General features: G+C 59.8%; 19 protein-coding genes. 7 read left to right on the forward strand and 12 right to left on the reverse strand.

The features are described from left to right. Positions 1–25: 25 nt before the first annotated feature. From LDB29_RS29270 to istB, 4 genes are all read left to right on the forward strand, one after another. Entirely contained in the window at positions 26–2,311 is a 2,286-nt protein-coding gene (locus tag LDB29_RS29270) for a sensor histidine kinase (RefSeq protein ID WP_306812487.1), read from the forward strand. After that, on the forward strand, positions 2,308–3,207 hold the full coding sequence (locus LDB29_RS02170; RefSeq protein ID WP_257555944.1) for a hypothetical protein: 900 nt from the start codon (positions 2,308–2,310) through the stop codon (positions 3,205–3,207). The genes LDB29_RS29270 and LDB29_RS02170 overlap by 4 nt, the downstream gene beginning before the upstream one ends. 96 nt (positions 3,208–3,303) lie before the next feature. Continuing rightward, positions 3,304–4,800 (forward strand): IS21 family transposase, encoded by a 1,497-nt coding sequence (gene istA / locus LDB29_RS02175; RefSeq protein ID WP_082430708.1) that lies wholly within the window; start codon positions 3,304–3,306, stop codon positions 4,798–4,800. Next, complete coding sequence (gene istB / locus LDB29_RS02180; protein ID WP_054944222.1) at positions 4,797–5,564, forward strand: IS21-like element helper ATPase IstB; 768 nt, start codon at positions 4,797–4,799, stop codon at positions 5,562–5,564. Before istA ends, istB begins: the two co-directional genes overlap by 4 nt. 269 nt (positions 5,565–5,833) lie before the next feature. Here istB and LDB29_RS02185 read toward each other — a convergent pair whose 3' ends face one another. The 7 genes from LDB29_RS02185 to LDB29_RS02215 form a co-directional block, all read right to left on the reverse strand. Continuing rightward, on the reverse strand, positions 5,834–6,541 hold the full coding sequence (locus tag LDB29_RS02185; RefSeq protein ID WP_257555946.1) for a GntR family transcriptional regulator: 708 nt from the start codon (positions 6,539–6,541) through the stop codon (positions 5,834–5,836). A gap of 93 nt (positions 6,542–6,634) precedes the next feature. Beyond that, positions 6,635–7,594, reverse strand: a complete 960-nt coding sequence (locus LDB29_RS02190; RefSeq protein ID WP_257555948.1) for an alpha/beta fold hydrolase — start codon at positions 7,592–7,594, stop codon at positions 6,635–6,637. 53 nt (positions 7,595–7,647) lie between these two features. Next, positions 7,648–8,778: an AMP-binding protein gene (locus tag LDB29_RS02195; RefSeq protein ID WP_306812579.1), complete on the reverse strand. Its 1,131-nt coding sequence runs from the start codon at positions 8,776–8,778 to the stop codon at positions 7,648–7,650. Positions 8,779–8,803: 25 nt separating this feature from the next. Beyond that, complete coding sequence (locus tag LDB29_RS02200; RefSeq protein WP_011950834.1) at positions 8,804–10,015, reverse strand: IS256 family transposase; 1,212 nt, start codon at positions 10,013–10,015, stop codon at positions 8,804–8,806. Positions 10,016–10,133: 118 nt separating this feature from the next. Next, positions 10,134–10,781 (reverse strand): AMP-binding protein, encoded by a 648-nt coding sequence (locus tag LDB29_RS02205; protein WP_257555950.1) that lies wholly within the window; start codon positions 10,779–10,781, stop codon positions 10,134–10,136. A gap of 473 nt (positions 10,782–11,254) precedes the next feature. Next, positions 11,255–11,995, reverse strand: coding sequence for a TetR/AcrR family transcriptional regulator (locus LDB29_RS02210; protein WP_257555952.1), 741 nt, complete (start codon positions 11,993–11,995; stop codon positions 11,255–11,257). Between the two features lie 85 nt (positions 11,996–12,080). Further along, positions 12,081–13,310, reverse strand: coding sequence for an FAD-dependent monooxygenase (locus LDB29_RS02215; protein WP_257555954.1), 1,230 nt, complete (start codon positions 13,308–13,310; stop codon positions 12,081–12,083). A 244-nt stretch (positions 13,311–13,554) separates the two neighbouring features. Between LDB29_RS02215 and LDB29_RS02220 the strand changes: the two genes are divergently transcribed. The 3 genes from LDB29_RS02220 to LDB29_RS02230 are packed head-to-tail and all read left to right on the forward strand — an operon-like array spanning position 13,555 to position 15,896. After that, positions 13,555–13,938 (forward strand): transposase, encoded by a 384-nt coding sequence (locus LDB29_RS02220; protein ID WP_257555956.1) that lies wholly within the window; start codon positions 13,555–13,557, stop codon positions 13,936–13,938. Continuing rightward, positions 13,935–14,282, forward strand: a complete 348-nt coding sequence (tnpB, locus tag LDB29_RS02225; protein ID WP_006957496.1) for an IS66 family insertion sequence element accessory protein TnpB — start codon at positions 13,935–13,937, stop codon at positions 14,280–14,282. Before LDB29_RS02220 ends, tnpB begins: the two co-directional genes overlap by 4 nt. A gap of 54 nt (positions 14,283–14,336) precedes the next feature. Beyond that, on the forward strand, positions 14,337–15,896 hold the full coding sequence (locus LDB29_RS02230; RefSeq protein WP_373886356.1) for an IS66 family transposase: 1,560 nt from the start codon (positions 14,337–14,339) through the stop codon (positions 15,894–15,896). 86 nt (positions 15,897–15,982) lie between these two features. Here LDB29_RS02230 and LDB29_RS02235 read toward each other — a convergent pair whose 3' ends face one another. From LDB29_RS02235 to LDB29_RS02255, 5 genes are all read right to left on the reverse strand, one after another. Further along, positions 15,983–16,945, reverse strand: a complete 963-nt coding sequence (locus LDB29_RS02235) for a patatin-like phospholipase family protein (RefSeq protein WP_257555961.1) — start codon at positions 16,943–16,945, stop codon at positions 15,983–15,985. Positions 16,946–16,970: 25 nt separating this feature from the next. Continuing rightward, positions 16,971–17,414: a hypothetical protein gene (locus tag LDB29_RS02240; protein ID WP_257555963.1), complete on the reverse strand. Its 444-nt coding sequence runs from the start codon at positions 17,412–17,414 to the stop codon at positions 16,971–16,973. 107 nt (positions 17,415–17,521) lie between these two features. Beyond that, positions 17,522–19,066, reverse strand: coding sequence for an acyl-CoA synthetase (locus LDB29_RS02245; RefSeq protein ID WP_257555965.1), 1,545 nt, complete (start codon positions 19,064–19,066; stop codon positions 17,522–17,524). A gap of 66 nt (positions 19,067–19,132) precedes the next feature. Then, the gene (locus LDB29_RS02250) at positions 19,133–19,981 is read right to left on the reverse strand and encodes a 3-hydroxyacyl-CoA dehydrogenase family protein (RefSeq protein WP_257555967.1); all 849 of its coding nucleotides are present in this window, start codon (positions 19,979–19,981) and stop codon (positions 19,133–19,135) included. Positions 19,982–20,012: 31 nt separating this feature from the next. Next, entirely contained in the window at positions 20,013–20,783 is a 771-nt protein-coding gene (locus LDB29_RS02255) for an SDR family NAD(P)-dependent oxidoreductase (protein WP_257555969.1), read from the reverse strand. Positions 20,784–20,791: the final 8 nt, after the last annotated feature.

Genomic DNA, 20,791 nt, shown 5'->3' on the forward strand with positions numbered 1-20,791 from the left:
GTCAGGCGAAGAGAATGACGAGCATATGAGCGGGGTGGGCGAGACATTGGACCCAGAGCAGATCAAGACTGCGATCGAAGAGGAACTCAAGAAGGCCTTACCGGACTGGCATCGCATAGAACAATGGAGCCGGGCTCGCGTGGAGTCCGATCCGGACAATGTTCGCTTCACTGTCGATGCCGGCCATATTCAGCGCCTGGGTGCGGAACTGGTGGGCAAGCAGGACACTGCTTTGTCCGAACTTATCAAAAATGCGTACGATGCCGACGCCACGAAAGTGACGCTGACCTTTACCGATTACCAGCAGCCAGGAGGCACATTGGTGATCGAGGACGATGGGTCGGGTATGCAGGACGACATTATTCGTTCGTCCTGGATGCGCATCTCGACGGCTTCAAAGGTCGATCAGCCTCTGTCCCCGATTTATCGCCGTGTCAGAGCCGGAAGGAAAGGCATCGGCCGCTTCTCGGTGCAGAGGCTTGGGAAATGGCTCTATCTGGAAACGCGCCCGAGGGCGTCTACCACTGGTTTCCGCGTCAGATTTAGCTGGGATGAAGAATTTCGACCCGGCCGGGATCTCAATGAGGTCTTCAGCCAGATCGAGCGTTTCGAGAAGCCGGCCGATGAATGCGGGACGACACTCAGGATCGTCGATTTGCGGGATGGGTGGAGCGAAACGGCTCTCGCCAAGGTCTGGCGATCGGTGTTGCTGCTTCAACCTCCTTTTCCCATCGCTCGCACTGAACCGGCTGAGGGGCAGCCTTCGTCGGCTGACCCGGGCTTTGCCGTGAACATCAATGGCGTAAGTCGTGACGCGAAACGCTCAGAATATTCCATCGAGACCAGCTTTCTGTCGCAGGCTTTCGCGACGATTTCGGCGTCGATCGACGAGGATGGCCACGCCACGGTTCGTGTCGTCTCACCAAAGAGCAATCTGGATGACAGTCAAGAATTCCAAGAAAAATTCCTCGTGACTGGCCCGGTATCGCTGAATGCATCATACTTCATTTATAGCCCGTCGACACTGTCTGGCATGAACATGACTGCGGCAGCGGAACTGGGCCGGTTGTTCGGCGGCATCCGAATCTATCGCAATGGCTTTCGCGTTCTGCCCTATGGCGAAGCGGCGGATGACTGGCTCGAACTCGATATCGACGTGTCACGTCGTGATGTTATCGTGCCATTCAACAATCGAAACTTTTTCGGACATGTTGAACTAACCACAGACGTCAATCCGCTTTTCGAAGAAACCAGCAGCCGGGAAGGCCTGCTTGAAAATCAAGCCTACGCCGAGCTGAAAAAATTTGTTCGCGATGCCGTCGAATGGGCCGCCAAGCGGGTTGCCGCCGCGCGTAACCGTAAACAGGATGCGGGACAGCGCGACTTCATACCTGAGCCCCGCCGCCCTTCTGAATATATTCGAACAGTTCGGGAGAATATGGGGATTTCTCCATCTTCGAGCCCGGATGCCGTACAAACCGATCGAGTCCTAGCGAAGGCAGAAGCCATCGCCTCCGAGTTTGAGCAGCGGGTCGAAGAACAGCGCGCGGCCTCACTCGAATATGAAGAGATGCTCCGGCTGCTTGCGTCTCTTGGTCTCTCGATCAGTGTTTTCGGGCATGAAGTGAAGGGTGCCCGCGACGCATTGCGCGCGCGGCTCGATCTGCTTGGGGATGCAATCGCAACTGTTCCCGATGACCGGCAAAAGGCGGCTTTGGAACGCCAATTTACCGGACTGAGACTTGGCTCCGACCGCATGTTCGATATCGGCGGATACATTGCAGGCCTGATGTCGACAACGGAGAGCCGGCAGCTCCGTACCCTATCGGTGAGCGGGGCGTTGCAGCGCTTTGCAAAGCAGTTCACTGAATATATGGGTCGCCAGAACATCAAATTCGAGGTGGACGTTGACCCGCCGACGCTGCGAACCACGCCGATGCATGGCAGTGAACTGGATTCTGTTCTCCTCAACTTCCTTACCAATTCGATCAAGTCCATGCGTAACGCGCGCGTGAAAGACCGCAAGGTTCGAATGGACGCGAGGCTGGACGGGCGCTTCGTCGTTATCGGGTTCGAGGATAGTGGTCCCGGTATAGCAGCGAGTGACCGAAATCGGGTGTTCGACGCGTTTTTCACCACCACCATGGCGGCGGACGATGATGGTGTTGCGGGACCGGGCACGGGTCTTGGACTTAAGATCGTGAGCGATATTGCCTCAAGCTATGGCGGCAGCGTGTCGGTCGTAGAAGCTTCGCCGGGATATGGTTGTCGCTTCGAGTTTCGGATTTTGTCCTTAGGGGAGGAAGCGTGACGTACAAAGGGATGTTCGTAGACGATCAGGAACTCGTTTACGCGGAGACGCTATCTACACCTGAGCATCTTCAGTTTCAGCCGCAGGATGTCGAGGAGGTCGCCTTACTGGCGCGTAAGATCGTAGGCGAAAACCCGATCATCATTGCCATCGATTATCGCCTTGATGAAGCGCCAGCCGGTCTCCAAGCGGACCAGACGTATAAGGGTAGTGCCCTGGCGCAGCATCTGCGCGATGCTTCGATAGAACATCCGGATCAGGATTTTGCGCTGGTGCTGGTGTCCGCTGAGAGCAAGATCAAGACGCTTTATCGGCCGGATAAGACCGCGCATGACCTTTTCGACCGGGTTTATATCAAGGAAGAGATCAATAATCAGCGTGCGGCTATCCGTCAGGAACTCGTCAGCCTGTGCAAAGGCTATGAGAAGCTTCGTGCCGTCGGCAACAAGTACGATATCATCGATCTGATGGCCGGAAATGATGATGATCGACCACACGTCGATGCCCAGGAAATTCGGACTAAATTGGCGGAGGCGGCCGCACCTCATGTCGCGGCCCGCATCCTCTTCAGCCTCATCGATCGTCCTGGTCCACTGCTAACCACGGAATATGCGTGTGCCTATCTGGGCATAGAGCCTGGTGACGGACAAACCGTTACGCAGGTCATGCGCGATGCAGGGATCGCTTATGAGGGCGTTTTTGGTGATGCGTGGCCGCGCTGGTGGGCTCATCGCCTTGAGAGTTGGGCGCAGGGCATATTCAACCGCCGCGCCACCGGCCTCCCGGCGGCTGACCGCGCGCGCATGCTGGCTGAAAGCACGGGCAAAGAATTTGAACCGGCGCGGTCGCCCTGGAATGACTCACCGAATGAGTTGAGAACGGCGGTGCAAAATTAGACCACGGTGGCGGCGGCGAAGTGCTGCTGCGGGCGGCGTAAAAGTCGTCCACTTTGCCTTCTTTGCGCGAGCAGGGAGGGCGTGGAGATATATACCGTGGATCTTTACCTGAAGGTGCGTCTTGCTTGCGCGGGCGGCATGAGCCAGCGTGAGGCGGCGAAGCATTTCAACGTATCGCGCGACACGGTCCGCAAGATGCTGTCGTATTCGGAGCCCCCCGGTTACCGCCGGACGGCGGCGGTGCGGCGGCCCAAGCTGGAAGCGTTCGTTCCGATCATCGATGCATGGCTTGATGGTGACCGTCAGGTTCCGCGCAAGCAGCGTCATACGGCGAAGCGGGTATTTGACCGCCTTCGCGAAGAGCACGGTTTCACCGGCGGCTACACGATCATCAAGGATTACATCCGACAGCGCGAGCAGCGCAGCCGGGAGATGTTCGTGCCGCTGGCGCATGCGCCCGGCCATGCCCAGGCAGATTTTGGTGAGGCCATGGTCGAGATCGGCGGTGTTGTGCAGAAGGCGCATTTCTTCGTGCTCGATCTACCGCACAGCGACGCCTGCTACGTGCGCGCCTATCCCGCTGCCGTTGCCGAGGCATGGATGGACGGCCACGTGCACGCCTTCGCGTTTTTCGGCGCGGTGCCGCTGTCGATCGTCTACGATAACGACCGCTGCCTGGTCTCGAAGATCCTGCCCGACGGCACGAGGCAGCGCGCCCGGCTGTTCAGCGGCTTCCTGTCGCATTACCTGATCCGCGATCGTTACGGCCGTCCCGGCAGGGGGAACGACAAAGGCAGTGTTGAAGGGCTGGTCGGTTATGCTCGCCGCAACTTCATGGTGCCGATCCCCCGGTTCGCGACGTGGGAGGCGTTCAACCTGTGGCTCGAGGAGCAATGCCGCAAGCGTCAGAACGACCGGCTGCGGGGCGAGAGCGAGACGATCGGCGAGAGGCTGAAGCGCGATCTGGCGGCGATGCAGGAACTGCCGGCTGCCCCGTTCGAGGCTTGTGACCAGACCAGCGGCCAGGTCTCGTCGCAGGCGCTGGTGCGTTACCGGACCAATGATTACTCGGTGCCGGTGCGCTTCGGCCATCAGGAGGTATGGATCCGGGGCTATGTCGGCGAGGTGGTGATCGGCTGCCGGGGCGAGGTCATTGCCCGTCATGTGCGCAGCTACGAGCGCGAGGACGTGATCTTCGATCCCATCCATTACCTTCCCCTGATCGAACAGAAGATCAATGCGCTCGATCAGGCAGCGCCCCTGCAAGGCTGGCACCTGCCCGAAGCGTTTGCAACGCTGCGCCGCCTCATGGAAGCTCGTATGGGCAAGCATGGTCGGCGCGAGTATGTGCAGGTGCTGCGTCTGCTGGAGAGCTTCACGCTTGCCGATCTGCATGCGGCCGTAAAGCAGGCTCTCGATATCGGGGCGATCGGCTTTGATGCCGTGAAGCATCTCCTGCTGTGCCGGGTGGAGCGCCGACCACCCCGATTGGACATGGCGATCTATCCCTATCTGCCCAGAGCCAGGGTGGAGACGACATCGGCGCGCTCCTACATGCAGTTGCTCTCGGGCGATGCGAAGGATGCGGCATGAGCAGTCCGTCCCCCGAGCTGTTACTGGCCAGCCACCTCAAGACGCTCAAGCTACCAACCTTCCTGCGCGAGCATGACAAGCTGGCCCGGCGATGCGCGGCCGAGGGCGCAGATCACGTCCGCTACCTTGCCCGGCTTGTCGAACTGGAGCTGATCGACCGGGAACGCCGGATGGTCGAGCGCCGGATCAAGGCTGCGAAGTTCCCGGCCGCCAAGAGCCTCGACAGCTTCGACTTTGCCGCGATCCCCAAGCTCAACAAGATGCAGGTGCTGGAACTGGCACGCTGCGACTGGATCAACCGCCGCGAGAACGTCATAGCCCTTGGTCCCTCGGGAACCGGCAAGACCCATGTGGCGATCGGCCTCGGCCTTGCCGCCTGCCAGAAGGGCCTGACGGTCGGCTTCACCACCGCGTCCGCGCTGGTCAGCGCGATGATGGAGGCACGCGACGAACGCCGCCTTCTGCGCCTCCACAAGCAAATGGCCGGATACAAGCTCCTCATCATCGATGAACTGGGGTTCGTGCCGCTCTCGAAAACCGGCGCGGAACTGCTGTTCGAGCTGATCTCGCAGCGTTACGAGCGCGGCTCGACGCTGATCACCAGCAACTTGCCGTTCGACGAGTGGACCGAAACGTTCGGCTCCGAGCGCCTGACAGGCGCGCTCCTCGACCGGCTTACCCACCACGTCTCCATACTCGAGATGAACGGAGAGAGCTATCGTCTGGCCCAAAGCCAGGCGCGCAAGGCACGCTCCAACCCCTGACAGAAAAGACCATCCGTGTGTTGGCGACCCCCACTCGGGCTACGCCCTCGCGGCGCTCGCCAGCACACGGATCACCCGGCCTGATTTTGCGCCGCCCAATGGCCGACTTTTACTCCGCCGTTGACAGATCTTTGGCAGCCGATCAATTGCATTCAATGCATCTCTCCTATCTGGTCCGCTGTTCAGCAGCCTCTGATAAGAGAAACGAGATGTACGAAATTTCGCTCAGTGCCGTTGCCAGGCAGCGTGCGGGTCTGTCTGGCGCCGGATTATTGAGCTTCCTTGTCCAGCATGGTCTGCAAGGCTGTGATGGACCGGCCGAGATGCGCTCGGGCGGCTTTTTCCGCGTGGCTCGCGTTTCCGGCGAGCACGGATTCTGCGATGTCGATATAGTCGCGATGCCGCCGGCGATCGAAGCTCCGCAGGATCGACCGGAACTGAACCCGCACCAGATGAATGTCGACCTGCGTCAAGACGCGGCTAAGCGGTGCATTATGAGCGAGACTGACCAACGCGGCATAGAAGCTGTCGCGAGCAACAGCATAGCCGGCGGTCTTTGACGTTTCGTCGAATCGCACAATCCCGGCCAAAGCATCTTTCAAGCGCTGTGCCCCTTGCTTTGAAGCATGGCACCGCTCGGCCGCCAGCCGCGCCGCGATGCCCACGAGAGTTTGGGCTACGGTCAGATTGTCGATCGCTTGTTGTATGGTAAGAATGTGAATCTGGGCGCCGCGTTGCGGGATCAGATCGATGATCCCCATGACCGCCAGGCGGTTCAATGCCTCGCGAATGGGCCCTCTGCTCACGCCGCAATCTTCGGCCAACTGCGATTCTACCAGTCTCTGCCCGGGTTCAAAGCGGCCGTCGTAAAGGCCCCGGATGACATGATTTACCACGCGGTCCCTAGGGTTCAGATTCGTCGGGAGCGGCGGGGAGGGGACCTCCATCGCTTTGGCGGCCTTGTTGCGGATCGTCACTTATTGTTCGCCTATCTGATCATCGCAAGGATTGTTGCCAGTTAGCGCGCAAATGAACAAGGTTTGTCGTTCATTTTTTCCGGTTAAGCGGGCTTACACCGCTTTTCCCGATAGCCAGTGGCCGATGATGGCACGCAATGCCGTCACCAATGCAAGCGGCTGATCGGCCATAATATGGTGGGCTGCCGCAGGAATTTCCATAAAGAGCGAGCCCACGGGGGCCTGTGTGCAGTGCGCAGCAAAGTCTTCCGCCGTGATATGGTCGGATAGTTCGCCACGAAGGAATGCAAGAGGGCAGGTCGCCAGCGCGATGCTGTGCCACGGGTCGGATTGAGTGAGCCTGTTGCGGAAATTGGGATCGAAACACCAGCGCCAGCCTGATCCCTCCCTGCATATGCTCGCGCGTGCAATTTCATCGATGACCGATAAATATTTTGATGTTTGCGGTGGGAGAAAGCGGAAGCGGGCAAGCGCTTCGGTATCCGTGGGATAGTGGCGCGCGCGGGCGGCATTGGCATCGAGCGGTTCGGAATAGGCGCTGAGCAGTGAATCTACGATCACCATGCCAGCGAGCCGATGACCATGATCCCGGGCTATCAGTGATGCGATGCGGCCTCCAAAGCTGTGGGCGATCACGAATGGCTTGTGGTCGATCGTGAGGATGCCTGTTGCCTCTGCGACCGAGATCGCTTCGCGCGCAAGCTGATCCATGGTGTAGGATGCCCGCCAGTCCGATTGCCCCATGCCGGAATAGGAAAAAGAGACAATATGATAATTGTCAGAAAGGAGGGGAGCTACTGGTCCCCACCATTGCGCATGTGCATTCATGCCATGAATTAGCAGCACGCCTGGCCGAGAGGAATCGCCCCAGCGCAGCACTTCAATTGAGGCGCCCTCCACCTCCACACGGCTTTCCACGCGAGGCACACCCATCGCCTTGACATGCCATGGCGGAGCTGTTGGGAGAGCTCCATTCAGCGCCGCGAGCGGCCGTTCCTTGGAGGAGGGGGGAGTCAATTGGGTCTCCGCGCGTAAGCTGGCATTCTTCTTCAATGGATTTCCCCCTCGCCAGCGGGTCGGCTCCTCGGAGATTTACTGGCCATTCTCTAGTCGTTGAACTGTTCTTCACGGAATTCATTTTCCACGACTGCGCCTGTGCGTGCGCGCTCTATTTCGAGGCGTCGCAGTTCTACACGTCGGATCTTGCCTGATATGGTTTTCGGGAGCTCGCCAAATTCCAGCCGCCGAACTCTCTTGTAGGGTGCCAGTGCCGTGCGGATATGGACGAAGATAGCGCGCGCAGTCTCCGGTGTGGGCGCGAAGTTGGGTGAAAGCGTAATAAAAGCCTTTGGAATGGCGAGGCGGATGGGATCGGGGCAAGGCACCACAGCTGCTTCCAGCACGGCCTCATGCTCTATGAGCGCACTCTCCAGTTCGAAAGGGCTGATCCGATAATCGGAAGCCTTGAACACATCATCGGCCCGCCCGACATAGGTGAACAACCCATTTTCGTCGCGACTTGCAAGGTCGCCGGTTCGATAGAAATCCCCCGACGGCGCATTCAGCGTTCCATCTTCCTGAAGATAGCCCGCCATGAGTCCGGCTGGCCGCGGTGAAAGTCGCAAAGCGATTTCGCCCTCATTCGTCTCGTTTCCGTCTGGATCAATCAGCACCAGATCATAGCCGGGTAGGGGGCGGCCCACAGAGCCGGGCTTGATCGGCTGCCCCGGGCTGTTTGCCAACTGCGCTGTGGTCTCAGTCTGACCAAAGCCGTCGCGGATTGTAAGGCCCCAGCCCTGTTGGACCTCATCGATCACTTCAGGGTTGAGGGGTTCGCCGGCGCTGCAGGCCGATGTCAGTGAAACGGGGAAACGGCTCAGATCCTCTTGGATCAGCATCCGCCAAACGGTCGGCGGCGCGCAGATCGATGTAACCTTATTCTCTACCAGGGCGGCAAGAAGACCGGCGGCATTGAAGCGTCCTTGGTTGAGGATAAACACTCCTGCACCCGCGTTCCACGGTGTAAAGAAGCAGCTCCAGGCGTGCTTTGCCCAGCCGGGCGAAGATATGTTGAGATGCAGATCGCCTGGCTGAAGCCCCAGCCAGTACATCGTTGACAGCGCACCGATGCCGTAGCTGCGATGGCTGTGGACGACGAGTTTTGGTCGCGCGGTCGTTCCGGACGTGAAATAGATTAGGATCGGATCGTGGTCGCGTCCGTCAATGTGGTGTAGAATTGGGTGTGGCCAGCGGGCTGCATTTTCAGGCGGCCTTGGGTGTAATCTGTAGCGGCTGTGCCTCCTCGATCATTGGTGTAGCAAGGGCGGCCATGCCCTCGATCTGCATGTAGCGGTGCTGGAGCTGGTATTCGTCATTCTGCTCCAGCAGGACGGCGCCGACGAGGCGGATGATGCTATCCTCGTTCGGGAAGATGCCGACGACATCGGCGCGGCGCTTCACTTCCTTGTTCAGGCGTTCCAGTGGATTGGTGGAATGTAATTTGACGCGGTGCTGCTCGGGGAAGGTCATGTAGGCCAGCACGTCGTGCTCGGCATCGTCCATGCAGGCGCCGAGCTTTGGCCAGCGGGTACGCAACTGGTCGGCGACCTGGCGCCAGACCTGTGTCGCGGCGGCATGGTCGGGCTGGAGGAAGACCTGGCGGATGGCAGCGGCGACGACGGTGTTCTGGCCCTTGGGCACGTAGGCCAGGGCATTGCGCATGAAGTGGACGCGGCACCGCTGCCAGGTGGCGCTGAGCACGCGAGTGATCGCTGCCTTGAGGCCCTCGTGGGCATCGGAGATGACCAGCTTCACGCCGGTCAGTCCGCGGCGTGCGAGGTCCTTGAGGAAGCTCGACCAGAATGGCTCGGCTTCGGAGGGTCCAATGTGAAGGCCAACGATTTCGCGCTTGCCCTCGGTGTTGACGGCAACGGCTATTATCGCGGCGACACTGACGATCCGCCCGCCCTCGCGCACCTTGAGGTAGGTAGCATCGAGCCAGAGGTAGGGCCAGTCGCCGGTGAGCGGCCGCTTAAGGAAGGCATGGACACGTTCGTCGATATCCTTGCACAGCTTGGACACCGAGGATTTGGAGATGCCGGTCATGCCCATGGCCTGCACCAGCTCGTCGACACGCCGGGTGCTGACGCCGGCGATCCACGCCTCCTGGATCACCGCGACCAGCGCCTTCTCGACGGTCTTCCTGGGTTCCAGGAAGCCAGGGAAGTAGGCGCCGGTCCGTAGCTTGGGAATCCTCAGGTTGAGCGTGCCGAGCCGGGTATCGAGGCTGCGGTCGCGGTAGCCGTTCCGCCAGGTCGTCCGGTCGCCGGAGCGCTCGTGTCGGCTAGCGCCGACCAGGCCATCGACGTCGGCCTCCATGATGATCTGTAATACGCTCTCGGCGATCGTGCGCAGGAAATCTCCATCTCCAGTCTTCGCCATCAGCTCGGCAAGCGGTAGTCTGTCGTCGGTCATCGGGATCAACTCCTCGGTGGGCGTGTGAAGTGTGGTAACTCCACCTTACCGATGAGCCCGGTGGCCACCGAGATCGAAATCGCATGGGGTGGGGCATGCCCCACCCCATGCGATCATCTCAATCTACACCAGAAATTACACCACGAGCGCGGACGCTAACCGGATCGTCGGCATTGGTTTCGCCATCCGGTTCGAAGTCGATGGCGCCGTCAAGAGAGGCAAAAGGAATCCAGTCGTCTGGGGCCTCGCCAACCGCGATCAGTCGCACGCCTGTCGAGCATCCGGCAAAACGGCTTGCGAATTCCGCATCCGTCACAACGGTTGTCACATCCGCCTGCTCAATGCGCTGGCGCAGGTCTTCGCTTGTCAGGAGGGTTGTGGCCGGGATGGTGACGGCGCCCAATTTCATCGCGGCCAGCATCGTCTCCCATAGCGGGACGCAATTGCCTAGCATCAGAAGGATTCGGTCACCGCGCCCGATTCCCAGTGCGCGCAAGCCGTTCGCCACTTGGTTTGATCGACGCGACAACGCGCCGAAAGTGCACGTCGCTGCATTGTCGCCCACGATCCTCAGCGCGACCTCGTTCGCGGAGCCTCCGGCGGCCAATCGCCCGTCAAACCAATCCAGCGCCCAGTTGAACTTCGTGACCTCGGGCCAGCGGAAGTGAGCGGCTGCACTCGGATAGTCCAATCGCAGGTTCAGAAGTTGGTTCCGCGCTTCGAGAAAACCCGTTGATGGCGATCCATTGTCAATGAGTTTCGGCATACCGATAGTCCATCCTGCTCCTTGTCGACCACAGTGCGACGGCTCACATTGATAACCTTCAGGGCGAAAATTTCAACGGATTTTATGGCATAATTTCAATATTTCGTCCTACATTAATTTGATCGAATTAACAGCGTTATGTGGAATTTCCCAATATAATAAGCATAAATGTTGATCAACCTGGGATGCTTGATCGAAGAAATGGCTGGTATAGTAAATGATATTGTCCGACGATTTTTGGTGCCTTGTGGCTGGCTTTATGGTCGGCCAGCGCCGGGAAGAGCTGGAGTCGGTGTTAAAAACGATCTTGCGGCACTGCTTGCCAAGCTAGGGCAGAATGGCGTCCTCCGTGAGGTGCAGTTGGGATGATGCGAATGACGCTGCAGCTAAATGTCGTGACCGCTGCGGCATTTGCTCCGCACTACTCAGTGAGGTAGGCTGTATCTAGCCGAAATCTGAAGGAGCGCCCGCAGCTAAGAATTCTTGATGCGCGCGGACAGGGACGCTCGAAAGGCGAGCAAAGCCTCAAGCACGACTTTGGCTGTAGCCTGCGCTACGGAGCAGGATATATTTCCCATGCCCAGCAAAATCGTGATCGAATCCGCCATCACTCCTTCGCGCCATTCCTCGTCTGTTGCCGCAGGCCCTGAGTGACGCACCGTCGTCTCAACGAATCCCACAGTGAGCAATTGGAGGGCATAGGCTTGCCTAGACGGATCTTCAGCGGTTGTAACAAGTCCATGGCTCCGCCAAATCGGCAGCAGCACCTCGAGAAGCGCCGCTGCTCCATGTTTGCGCACGAGGGAATGGGTTCGCTCATCGCCGGCGAGCGCGCCCAATATGTCGACGTCCCGCATTTGCAAGGCATGCACCAACGGATGCTGGGCGGACGTTTTCAATAGCCACAGGCAGAGCTGAGGCGGCAGAACCAAGGCACTGTCCGAAGCGATTCCCTCGATGAGTTGGTCGACGATCACGAGAAAACTGCGCCCAAGGAGGCTGATGAAGAGATCCTCCTTGGTGTCCCAGTAAAGATAGACCGTTCCCTTGCCTACCATTGCCTTTTCAGCGATCGCCGAAATGGTCACACCGCGAAAACCGCGCTTGAGTGCCAATTCCTGGGCAGCGGCCAGGATACGCGCGGCGGTTGCGGGTTGTGACCTCTCGCTCTCCACCTTGGCGCCTTGCCCTTTGCGTTGATCGACAATTCCCACTGACGCTCCTCCTGCCCTCATCGTCACGAGTGGCTACAGAGGATTTTCCCCCTGATGACAAGTCTCGCCGACTGACGTCGTCTTTTCAGGTATCGCCAGTAATGAAGTCGTGGTTACGCCTTTTGAGCTGCTTGCTGCGAGAGAGCAAGAAGCCCAGCACGCGGCCGGTCAGCGGAGACGCCCGCAGTTTTGTGAGGAAGTTCCGCTTCTTTAGCTCCTTCTCCGACGCGGGCGCGTGGACGAACTGGTTCTTGCGCCCCATTTCCTGATAAAACTCGGCATAGGGTCGGAACTTTGCCTCCCAGGTCTGCAGCGCCTGTTCGACGTTGCCGGGACTGCGCTTTAATTCATGTGCGAGCAGTTCTCCGCCGGCAAAGGCAGCTGAAATGCCCAAACCGGAATAGAGTGTAGGGCACCAGGCGGAGTCGCCCACCAGCACCACCCGTCCTTTGTACCATGTGTCGAGGACGGGCTGTTCAACCGAGTCGAACACGAATTGCGGTGCGTTCTGAAGCTCCTCAAGTGCGCGCTCCATGATGGGACCGAGCGGCTCAGGACCATAGACTTGACGCAACCGGTCGGGGAGGGGCTGCGTGAACTCAGCATCGACATCGTTGGTCTTGTAGGACCACAACACCGTGGGCGGCCGATCCTTGAAGGGGTAAACCGCGAAAGTGTGCCCAACCTCGCCGATGATATAACCTTCTCCCTGCGGAATGCCGGGAATCTCGCTGCGAAGTTCGTAGGCCACCAGCATCGCGTTGAGGCGACGCAGGTATTTCGAATGCGGCCCGAAGACCATCTGACGTACCGTCGAACGCAGGCCGTCGGCGCCGATCACCAGATCATATTCTTCCTCGGTCCTGCTGTTGGTTGCCGTGTTGTGTAGTTCGACCCTCACCTTTTTACCGATCTGCTCGATCTTTGTCGGAGTGGTAGAAAAGTGGACGGGAATGGCAGGATCGAGCGCAGCGAAGGCCGCTTCCTCGACATCGCCGCGCACGGTCATCCAGGGTCCGCCCGGCACCGAAGAGAAGCTGATGCCCAGCTTCCGGTTGCCTAGCCTGTCACCTTCGTAGTTGATCGAAGGGGTAGGCGTCCGATTTGTCATATATTTGAGGATGCCCAGTCGCTCGGCTGTCCGACGGCCGGATGCGAACACTCCGACGAAATAGCCGCCCTTGCGACGTTCGGGCGCTTTTTCGACAATGGTTGGCGCCCATCCGGCTTTCGAGAGCGCGTTGGCTACGGTCGGTCCGGCGATACCGCCACCGACGACGAGGGCACGAGGTGCCGATGCGATATTCTTGCTCATGTGCCTTCGATAAACGATATGACCAAAATCGTCAAATGGTCAGTTGCGCGACCCCGAAATTTGCGTCCGTGCGTCCTGACGGCCCAGGAAGCACGTACATACTGAGCAGTAAGCGGGGTCTGACGGCCGCCTTGCGCCGCTCCCGGTCGCCGGGATGATTGTCGCTCTTTGAGCGGAGTGGCGGGTGTCGGACGAGATCGAGGTTTCAGCTAGCTGTGCAGCGACTACTCATACGAGCGGTCGTATGAGTAGTCGGATAGAGGTCGTTAGCCGGGTATCGGGCCGGCGGCGTTGGACGGTGGAGCAGAAGCTGGCCGTCCTGCGGGATGCATTCGGCCCTGAGGGGTGCGTGCGCTCGGCCTGTGAGCGCCATGAGGTTGGCAGCGGTTCGATCTACACATGGCGGCGGCAGGCGATGTCCGGTGAGCTTGCCGGGTTGCGCAAGCTGGCAGAGCCTGCATTTGCGGAGGTGCAGATCAGCGAGCAGCTAGCCTTGCCCGCGCCGGCGGCCGCGGCGCGCAGCGATGGCGTGATCGGCATCGAGCTGCCGTCGGGCATCAGGGTGAGCGTGGACGCCACGGTCGACGCCGATGCTCTGTCGCGTGTTATCGGTATCCTGACGCGATGATCCCGCTGCCGCCCTCCACGCGGATATTCCTGGCCTGCGGGGCGACGGACATGCGCAAGGGTTTCGACGGCCTTGCCGTGATGACGCAGCAGGTTCTGGAGCAAAGTCCCCATTCCGGCGCGCTGTTTGCCTTTCGCGGCAAGCGCGGCGATCTAGTGAAGCTGCTCTGGTATGACGGTCAGGGCATGTGCCTTTTCTCCAAGCGGATGGACCGGGGCCGGTTCGTGTGGCCATCGACGAAGACTGGATCGGTGGTGATGACGGCGGCTCAGCTTTCCATGCTGTTGGAAGGCATAGATTGGCGGCGGCCCGAACGCACGTTCACCCCGTCATTAGCGGGCTAAAACTCCCATTTTCCGGTGCTTTTGCTGGCATTGTGGCGGCTGTTTCGCTATAGGATCGCGGTGTCGGACGCAGGCCTTTCCACCGCTGATAAAGACGCTCGGATCGCCGAGCTCGAAGCAGCATTGGCGGCCGCCCGCGCCGATATTTCTGCCCGCGACATCCTGATCGACACGCTGCGCGTGCAGATCGCGCGCCTCAAGCAGATGCAGTTCGGCAAGTCGTCCGAGAAGCTCGATACCCAGATCGCACAGCTTGAGCTGGCCCTCGAAGAACTCGAAGGCGAGGCCATCGTCGCTGCCGCGCGGCGGGACGATCCAGTAGCCGTCGATCGGCCATCGCCGGTTCGGGCGCTGCCCGCCCATCTGCCGCGCGAGGAGCAGCGGATCGAGCCTGAGCAGGGCAGCTGCGCCTGTCCCGACTGCGGCGGAGCGCTGCGGCCGCTGGGACAGGATAGCGACGAGATGCTCGATGCCGTGCCGGTGCAGTGGCGTGTCATGCGGACCATCCGGCCCAAGTATAGCTGCCGGTCCTGCGAGAAGATCGTGCAGGCGCCCGCGCCGGTTAAAGCCATTGCCCGGGGCAAGGCGACCTTTGGCACGCTGGCCCACGTCGTCGTCTCCAAGTTCGATCATCATCTGCCGCTGTACCGCCAAGCTGAGATCATGGCGGCGCAGGGGATCGAGATCGACCGCTCGACGCTGGCAGGCTGGGTCGGCCAGGCATCCGTGCTGCTCGACCCGATCATCAGTCGTATCCGCGAGGCCGGACTGGCCGCCTCGAAGATCCATACCGACGATACGCCGGTTCCCATGCTTGATCCGGGCCGGGGCAAGACGGCAACCGGCAGGCTCTGGGCCTACGCCGTCGACGATCGCGGCTCCGGCGCTACGACCCCCTCGCTGGTCTGGTATGAGTTCACCACCGATCGGACCGGCGCGCATCCCCAGCGGCAGCTGGCCAATTTCGCCGGCTATCTCCAGGCTGATGGTTACGCTGGTTATGACAAGCTCTACGACACGAACCGGGTCACCGAGGTTGCTTGCTGGGCGCATTTCCGGCGGAAGATATTCGACATCCACGCCACCAAGCCGACGGCGCTCACCACCGACCTGCTGCAACGCATCGGCGAGCTCTATGAGATTGAAGCAGAGGTTCGAGGCCAGCAACCCGAGATCCGGCGACGAAGTCGGCAGGACCGCACCCAGCCATTGATCGACGAGTTGCGCCAGGCACTCGACGATGCCCTGCGCCGGCTCTCGCCCAAGTCCGAGATGGCCAAGGCGATCGCCTATGGCCGCAAGCGCTGGGTCGCGCTGACGCGCTTCCTCGACGATGGCCGTCTGGAGATCGATAACAACATTGCGGAGCGCGCCATGCGCTGCGTGGCCCTAGGCCGTAAAAACTGGCTGTTCGCCGGCTCAAAGGCGGGCGGCGATCGCGCCGCCGCCATCTACTCCGTCATCGAAACCGCAAAGCTCAATGGCCTCGAACCGCAGGCCTATATCGCCGATGTCATCGCCAAGATCGCTGGCGACTGGCCTGCTGCCCGCTGGGATGAACTCATGCCGTGGAACTGGCGGCCAGATCAGCAACCGATCGCTGAAGCCGCCTGATCTGCGGCCTTCAGGCCACGCTTACACTGAGCATTGGGGCGAAAGGTCAGATTCATGCGCTCCGACCGCCTCAGTGAATCGTGGCGCTAACGCAGAAAGTCGCTTTGGCCCCAGCCGGGCTTGATCGAGCCAGCGAGCGACTTACCCTGATCTATGCCTGCTTTGCATGCTGCCGGACGTCGGCGTAGGTCTAGAACGTCAGCGAGTTCATGACCGATGGCCGCCATGCTCGCCTCGTCCGGCTGGATGACATCGACCGTGGTTCCGTCCTTGCGCAATCGGCTCACTTCGAAATCGAGCGACTGCTGCATTCGCTCGGCCATGCGGGCGTCGCCAGGGGGTGAACGCATGGCGATCACCAATACATTGTCGTAGCCGGTCGCCAGATCGACATTGCTGACTGATCGCATGGCTCCCGAAATAAATCTCCGCCCGCCGATCGTCACCGGCGGGTTGGATATCGGCACACTGCAACTTGACGCAACACCTTGGGAAAGAGCGATCGTAGAAGCCGCTTGCCAGACGACCAACTCGCCAGTTTCTGCATCGATGGCGCTGCAACTGAACGCGGCGGGCCATGGCTGGTCCCGACCGATCGGTATGAACTGATCGGTTTTCTCAAGGAAGGAGGCTTCGTCTTCGGCGGTCCCGGGCATGGCAAGCGCGCCGATCTGCCGTCGCAGCGCAATGGTGTCTTCCCCCGCCATTTCAGCTTTGAATTGTCGCCACAGCAGATCGGGTATTCCAGACGGCGGCGTGGTGCGCGACGTGGGATTGGATGCGGGCGGCAGATACGCCTCATGATCGATCGCCGCGGCCAGATCAGCAGCTGACTGTCCAGCCGCCAGCCGCCAGGCGAGCGACGCGCCGGCGGCGGTCCCCAGGATCATGTCCGCATCGTGCAGGTTGACGCCGCTCTGCGCAAGTCCTGCCACGACCCCGGTTTGCCACGCCATCCCCACCATGGCGCCTCCGCTCAGGACCACCGCTCCTTTCACATCTTCGCCTTTCTCATCCGATGGATCTTTCTGATGCGTATCCGGCTCCAATCGCCGTGGAAGTTCCCGCCAGATGCTAAAGCGTGACCTCGGAATAGAAGTCGTCGATGATGTTACACATGTGTGCGAGCGGCAAGACGCGGGCGATATCACCGACCGACTTCCATTTCCCTTCCTTCACATGACCAGGCTTGGCCTCGGCCAGCCAGCGTCGATACTCGGTGGACTTCTGTCGCAACGAGGGTTCCCAGATATCGTAGTCGATCGTGGTCATCACAGCGTCACTGACGTGATGCGGACCGTCGAGCACATGGATCGAGCCGTTCTGAACGGACACGACATAGCCGATCGTGTCACGTCCGTCGCCGCGCAGCAGTTCCTCGGGAGGGTTGGTCACCTCAATCGAGAATACAAGGTCGAAATCGGGCTTCTGCTTCTCCACGACGGAAACAAAATATTTCCGTAAAGCGTCAACCCATTCAACGCTTCCCGCTCGATACTTTGTTTTGACATCTTCCATGTGCAAATTCCCATAATATCTCGCCAGTGTCGTTATGCAATATTTCAAATTTATACGATAAATTCGATTATTTCCGATAATACGAATTAGCTGACGGTAAGCGCCACTCAGTTCACGGCTCTTGCCTTTTCAATATAACTATCCTTGAGGAGGCGCTTGTAGAGCTTGCCGTTGGGCTGGCGCGGCAATTCCTGCATGAAGTCGATCTGACGCGGGATCTTGATTTTGCTAAGTGTGGCGGCAAGATGCTGTTGGAGATCCTCGACAAGGGCGGGACCAGCATCGCTCCAGTCAAGCGGCTGCACCACCGCAATTACCCGTTCGCCGAAATCCTCGTCAGGCGCTCCGATAACGGCGGCATCCACGACCTTGGGATGAGTTATGATCCGATCCTCAATTTCCTGCGGATAGATGTTCACGCCGCCGGAAATGATCATGTAACTCTTGCGGTCGGTGAGGTAGAGATAGCCATCCTCATCAAGCCAGCCAATGTCACCCAGCGTACTCCATCCCTTGTCATTATAGGCCTCGGCGGTCTTGACTGGATCATTATGATATTCAAACAACGTGCCATCCTCGAAATAGACCAGTCCCTCGCTGCGCGGCGGCAGCTCGGTGCCATCGTCGGACAGGATATGCGGCTTGCCAAGCACAGCGCGCCCGACCGTGCCGGGATGGTTTCTCCAGTCGGCGGGGGCGACGAGCGTCATGCCATTGAATTCGGTCGCTGAATAATATTCAAAGATTATCGGACCCCACCAGTCGAGCATGTCCCGCTTGACATCGACCGGGCAGGGCGCGGCGGCATGGACCGCAAACTTATGGGAAGTGAGGTCATAACGGGTCCGCACTTCCTCGGGCAACTTCAGCATCCGCACGAAATGCGTCGGCACCCATTGGGAATGGGTCACTGCCTCTTCCTCGATCACCTGAAGTGCCAGTTCAGCGTCATATTTCTCCATGATGATGGAGGTTCCGCCTAGCCTATGGACGCCCAGATTAAACCGCAGCGGAGCGGCATGGTAGAGCGGTGCTGGCGAAAGGTAGATACTGTCCGCACCGAAGCCGAAGGCATTCTGCAGCAGCAAGCCGAGTGGATCGAGATCGCCCATAGCAAGGTCGGGCAAGGGGAATTGGACGCCCTTGGGACGGCCGGTCGTCCCGGAAGAATAGAGCATCGGCATGCCGCGGCTCGGGTCATCCACCGGCACTGCACGGCGCGTATCCCGTTCGGCCACATAGCTGCGCAGTCCGGGAACAGGGGTGTCAACGGTGAAGCCGACACAGTCCTGGCAGCCGCGCAGTGCTTCGATCGCCACATCGGCCAAGGCGTCGCAGCTGAACAGCATCTTAGCCCCGGAATCCTTGACAATATAAGCCAGTTCGTCCGCCGTCAGGCGCGTGGAAATTCCGGTGAAATAGATACCCGCCCGATCCGCCGCCCAGGTGAGTTCGAAATATTCCGGGAGATTCTCCATGAATATGCCGATGACGTCGCCACGCTGGAGCCCATAGGCGCGCATGAGTTGCGATGCCTGATTGGACCGCGCCTCAAGCTCTGCATAGGTGGCGCATTTGCCGCTGGGAATGAACTTGTAGGCCAGCTTCGCCGGATGGGCTTTAGCGTGCCAGTGAGGGTGGAATGTCTGCATGCCTTCGTTCGACCTCTTGGACTGTGACCCATGGGAGCAGGCGACCATCCTGGCCGCCTCGCTTCCTCACGCGGCGAACCACCCCGGCTTGCCCTTGCCGCCACCATAGCCGGCGCGAACGCGCTGTTTAAGCAGAGCCGGCGGGCGGAAACGCTCGCCATAGGCTTCCTGCATAATCTCCTGCGCCTGCACGCACAGGCTGGACGTCACCGCATCCATGAGCGCGAACGGGCCGATGGGATGACCAAGGCCAAGACGGCAAGCGGTGTCGAGATCTTCGGGGGAGGCGACGCCTTCCTCGACCAGCTTCACCGCCTCGATCATGAAGGCGTGCAGCATCCGGTTGACCGCGAAGCCCGCGACGTCCTTCACCCTTATCGGCGTCTTGCCGATCTCGGTCATGATCGCCATCGCGGCATCCATCGTTTCCTCGGAAGTGTCGAAGCCGGGAATGACCTCAACCAGCTTCATGCGCGACACTGGCGAGAAATAATGGGTGCCGATGAAACGGCTGCGGCGTTCGGCGGGCAATGCACCGGCCAACGTGGAAATCGGGATGGTCGAGGTGTTGGACGCGATGATGCAATCCTGGCTAACCACAGCGGCCAGGCGACCGAGCAGGTCGGTCTTGATCTGCTCCTGCTCGAACACCGCCTCCGTGACGAATTCCCTGTCGGCGAAGGCGGCGAGGTCGAGTGCGGGCTTGATGCGTGACAGGGTCGGATCGATCTCTTCTACCTTGAAGAAGCCGCGCGAAACGCCTTTTTCCATCAGTGCGCGCAGCCGTGCAAGGGCGCGGTCCAGCGACTCCTTGTCACGGTCGTTCAGAAGCACTTCATGCCCGGCTAGTGCGAAGACGAGGGCAATTTCGCCTCCCATCAGACCGGCTCCAATCACGCCAACCTTTCTCGCCATCCTTCATATCCTTTCCGAAATATATATACTGTCAAATTCCCGGGATCGTCACGGTCAGGCCGCCATCCACAACGATCGTCTGGCCAGTGACGTAACGCGCTGCGTCGGACGCCAGAAAGCTGGTCGCGCCGGCAATATCATCCGGCTCGCCGATGCGGCCCAATGGCGTCGATTTCAGTGCTTCGCTCAGAGTTACCGGATCCTCCCACAATGCACGGGAGAAATCGGTCCGGATAAGGCCGGGCGCGATGCAATTCACGCGGATATTCTGAGGTCCATACTCGACCGCAAGATTGCGAGCGAGCTGGAAGTCGGCCGCCTTCGAAATATTATACGCGCCGATCGTCGCCGATCCACGCAGTCCGCCCATGGACGAAATTAGGATTATGCTGCCACCCCCGCGTGCCGCCATGCCCGGCGCCACAAGGTGCGCCATCCAGTGACTGGAAAGCACATTGGTTCGCAGAATCTTCTCAAACTGTTCGTCGTTGATTTCCGACATCGGGCCATAGAAAGGATTGGCGGCCGCGTTACAGACGAGAATATCGATCGGCCCAAGCCGTTCCTTGGCTGTGAGCAGCAGCGCCTTGACTTCATCCTTTTTGCCCACATTGGCAGCAAGCGCCAGCGCACGCCCGCTGCCGCGTGCGTTGATGGTGTCGGCAACTTCGTCGCAGGCCATTTGCTTGCGCGAGGAGATGATGACGGTGGCCCCCAAGTGAGCGAAGCTTTCCGCAATGCAACGGCCGATGCCGCGTGAAGCGCCAGTGATGAGGGCTGTTTTGCCTTCCAGGCTGAACATGGCTTCCT

The sequence above is a fragment of the Sphingobium sp. CFD-2 genome (assembly GCF_024611135.1).
GTDB lineage: Bacteria > Pseudomonadota > Alphaproteobacteria > Sphingomonadales > Sphingomonadaceae > Sphingobium > Sphingobium fuliginis.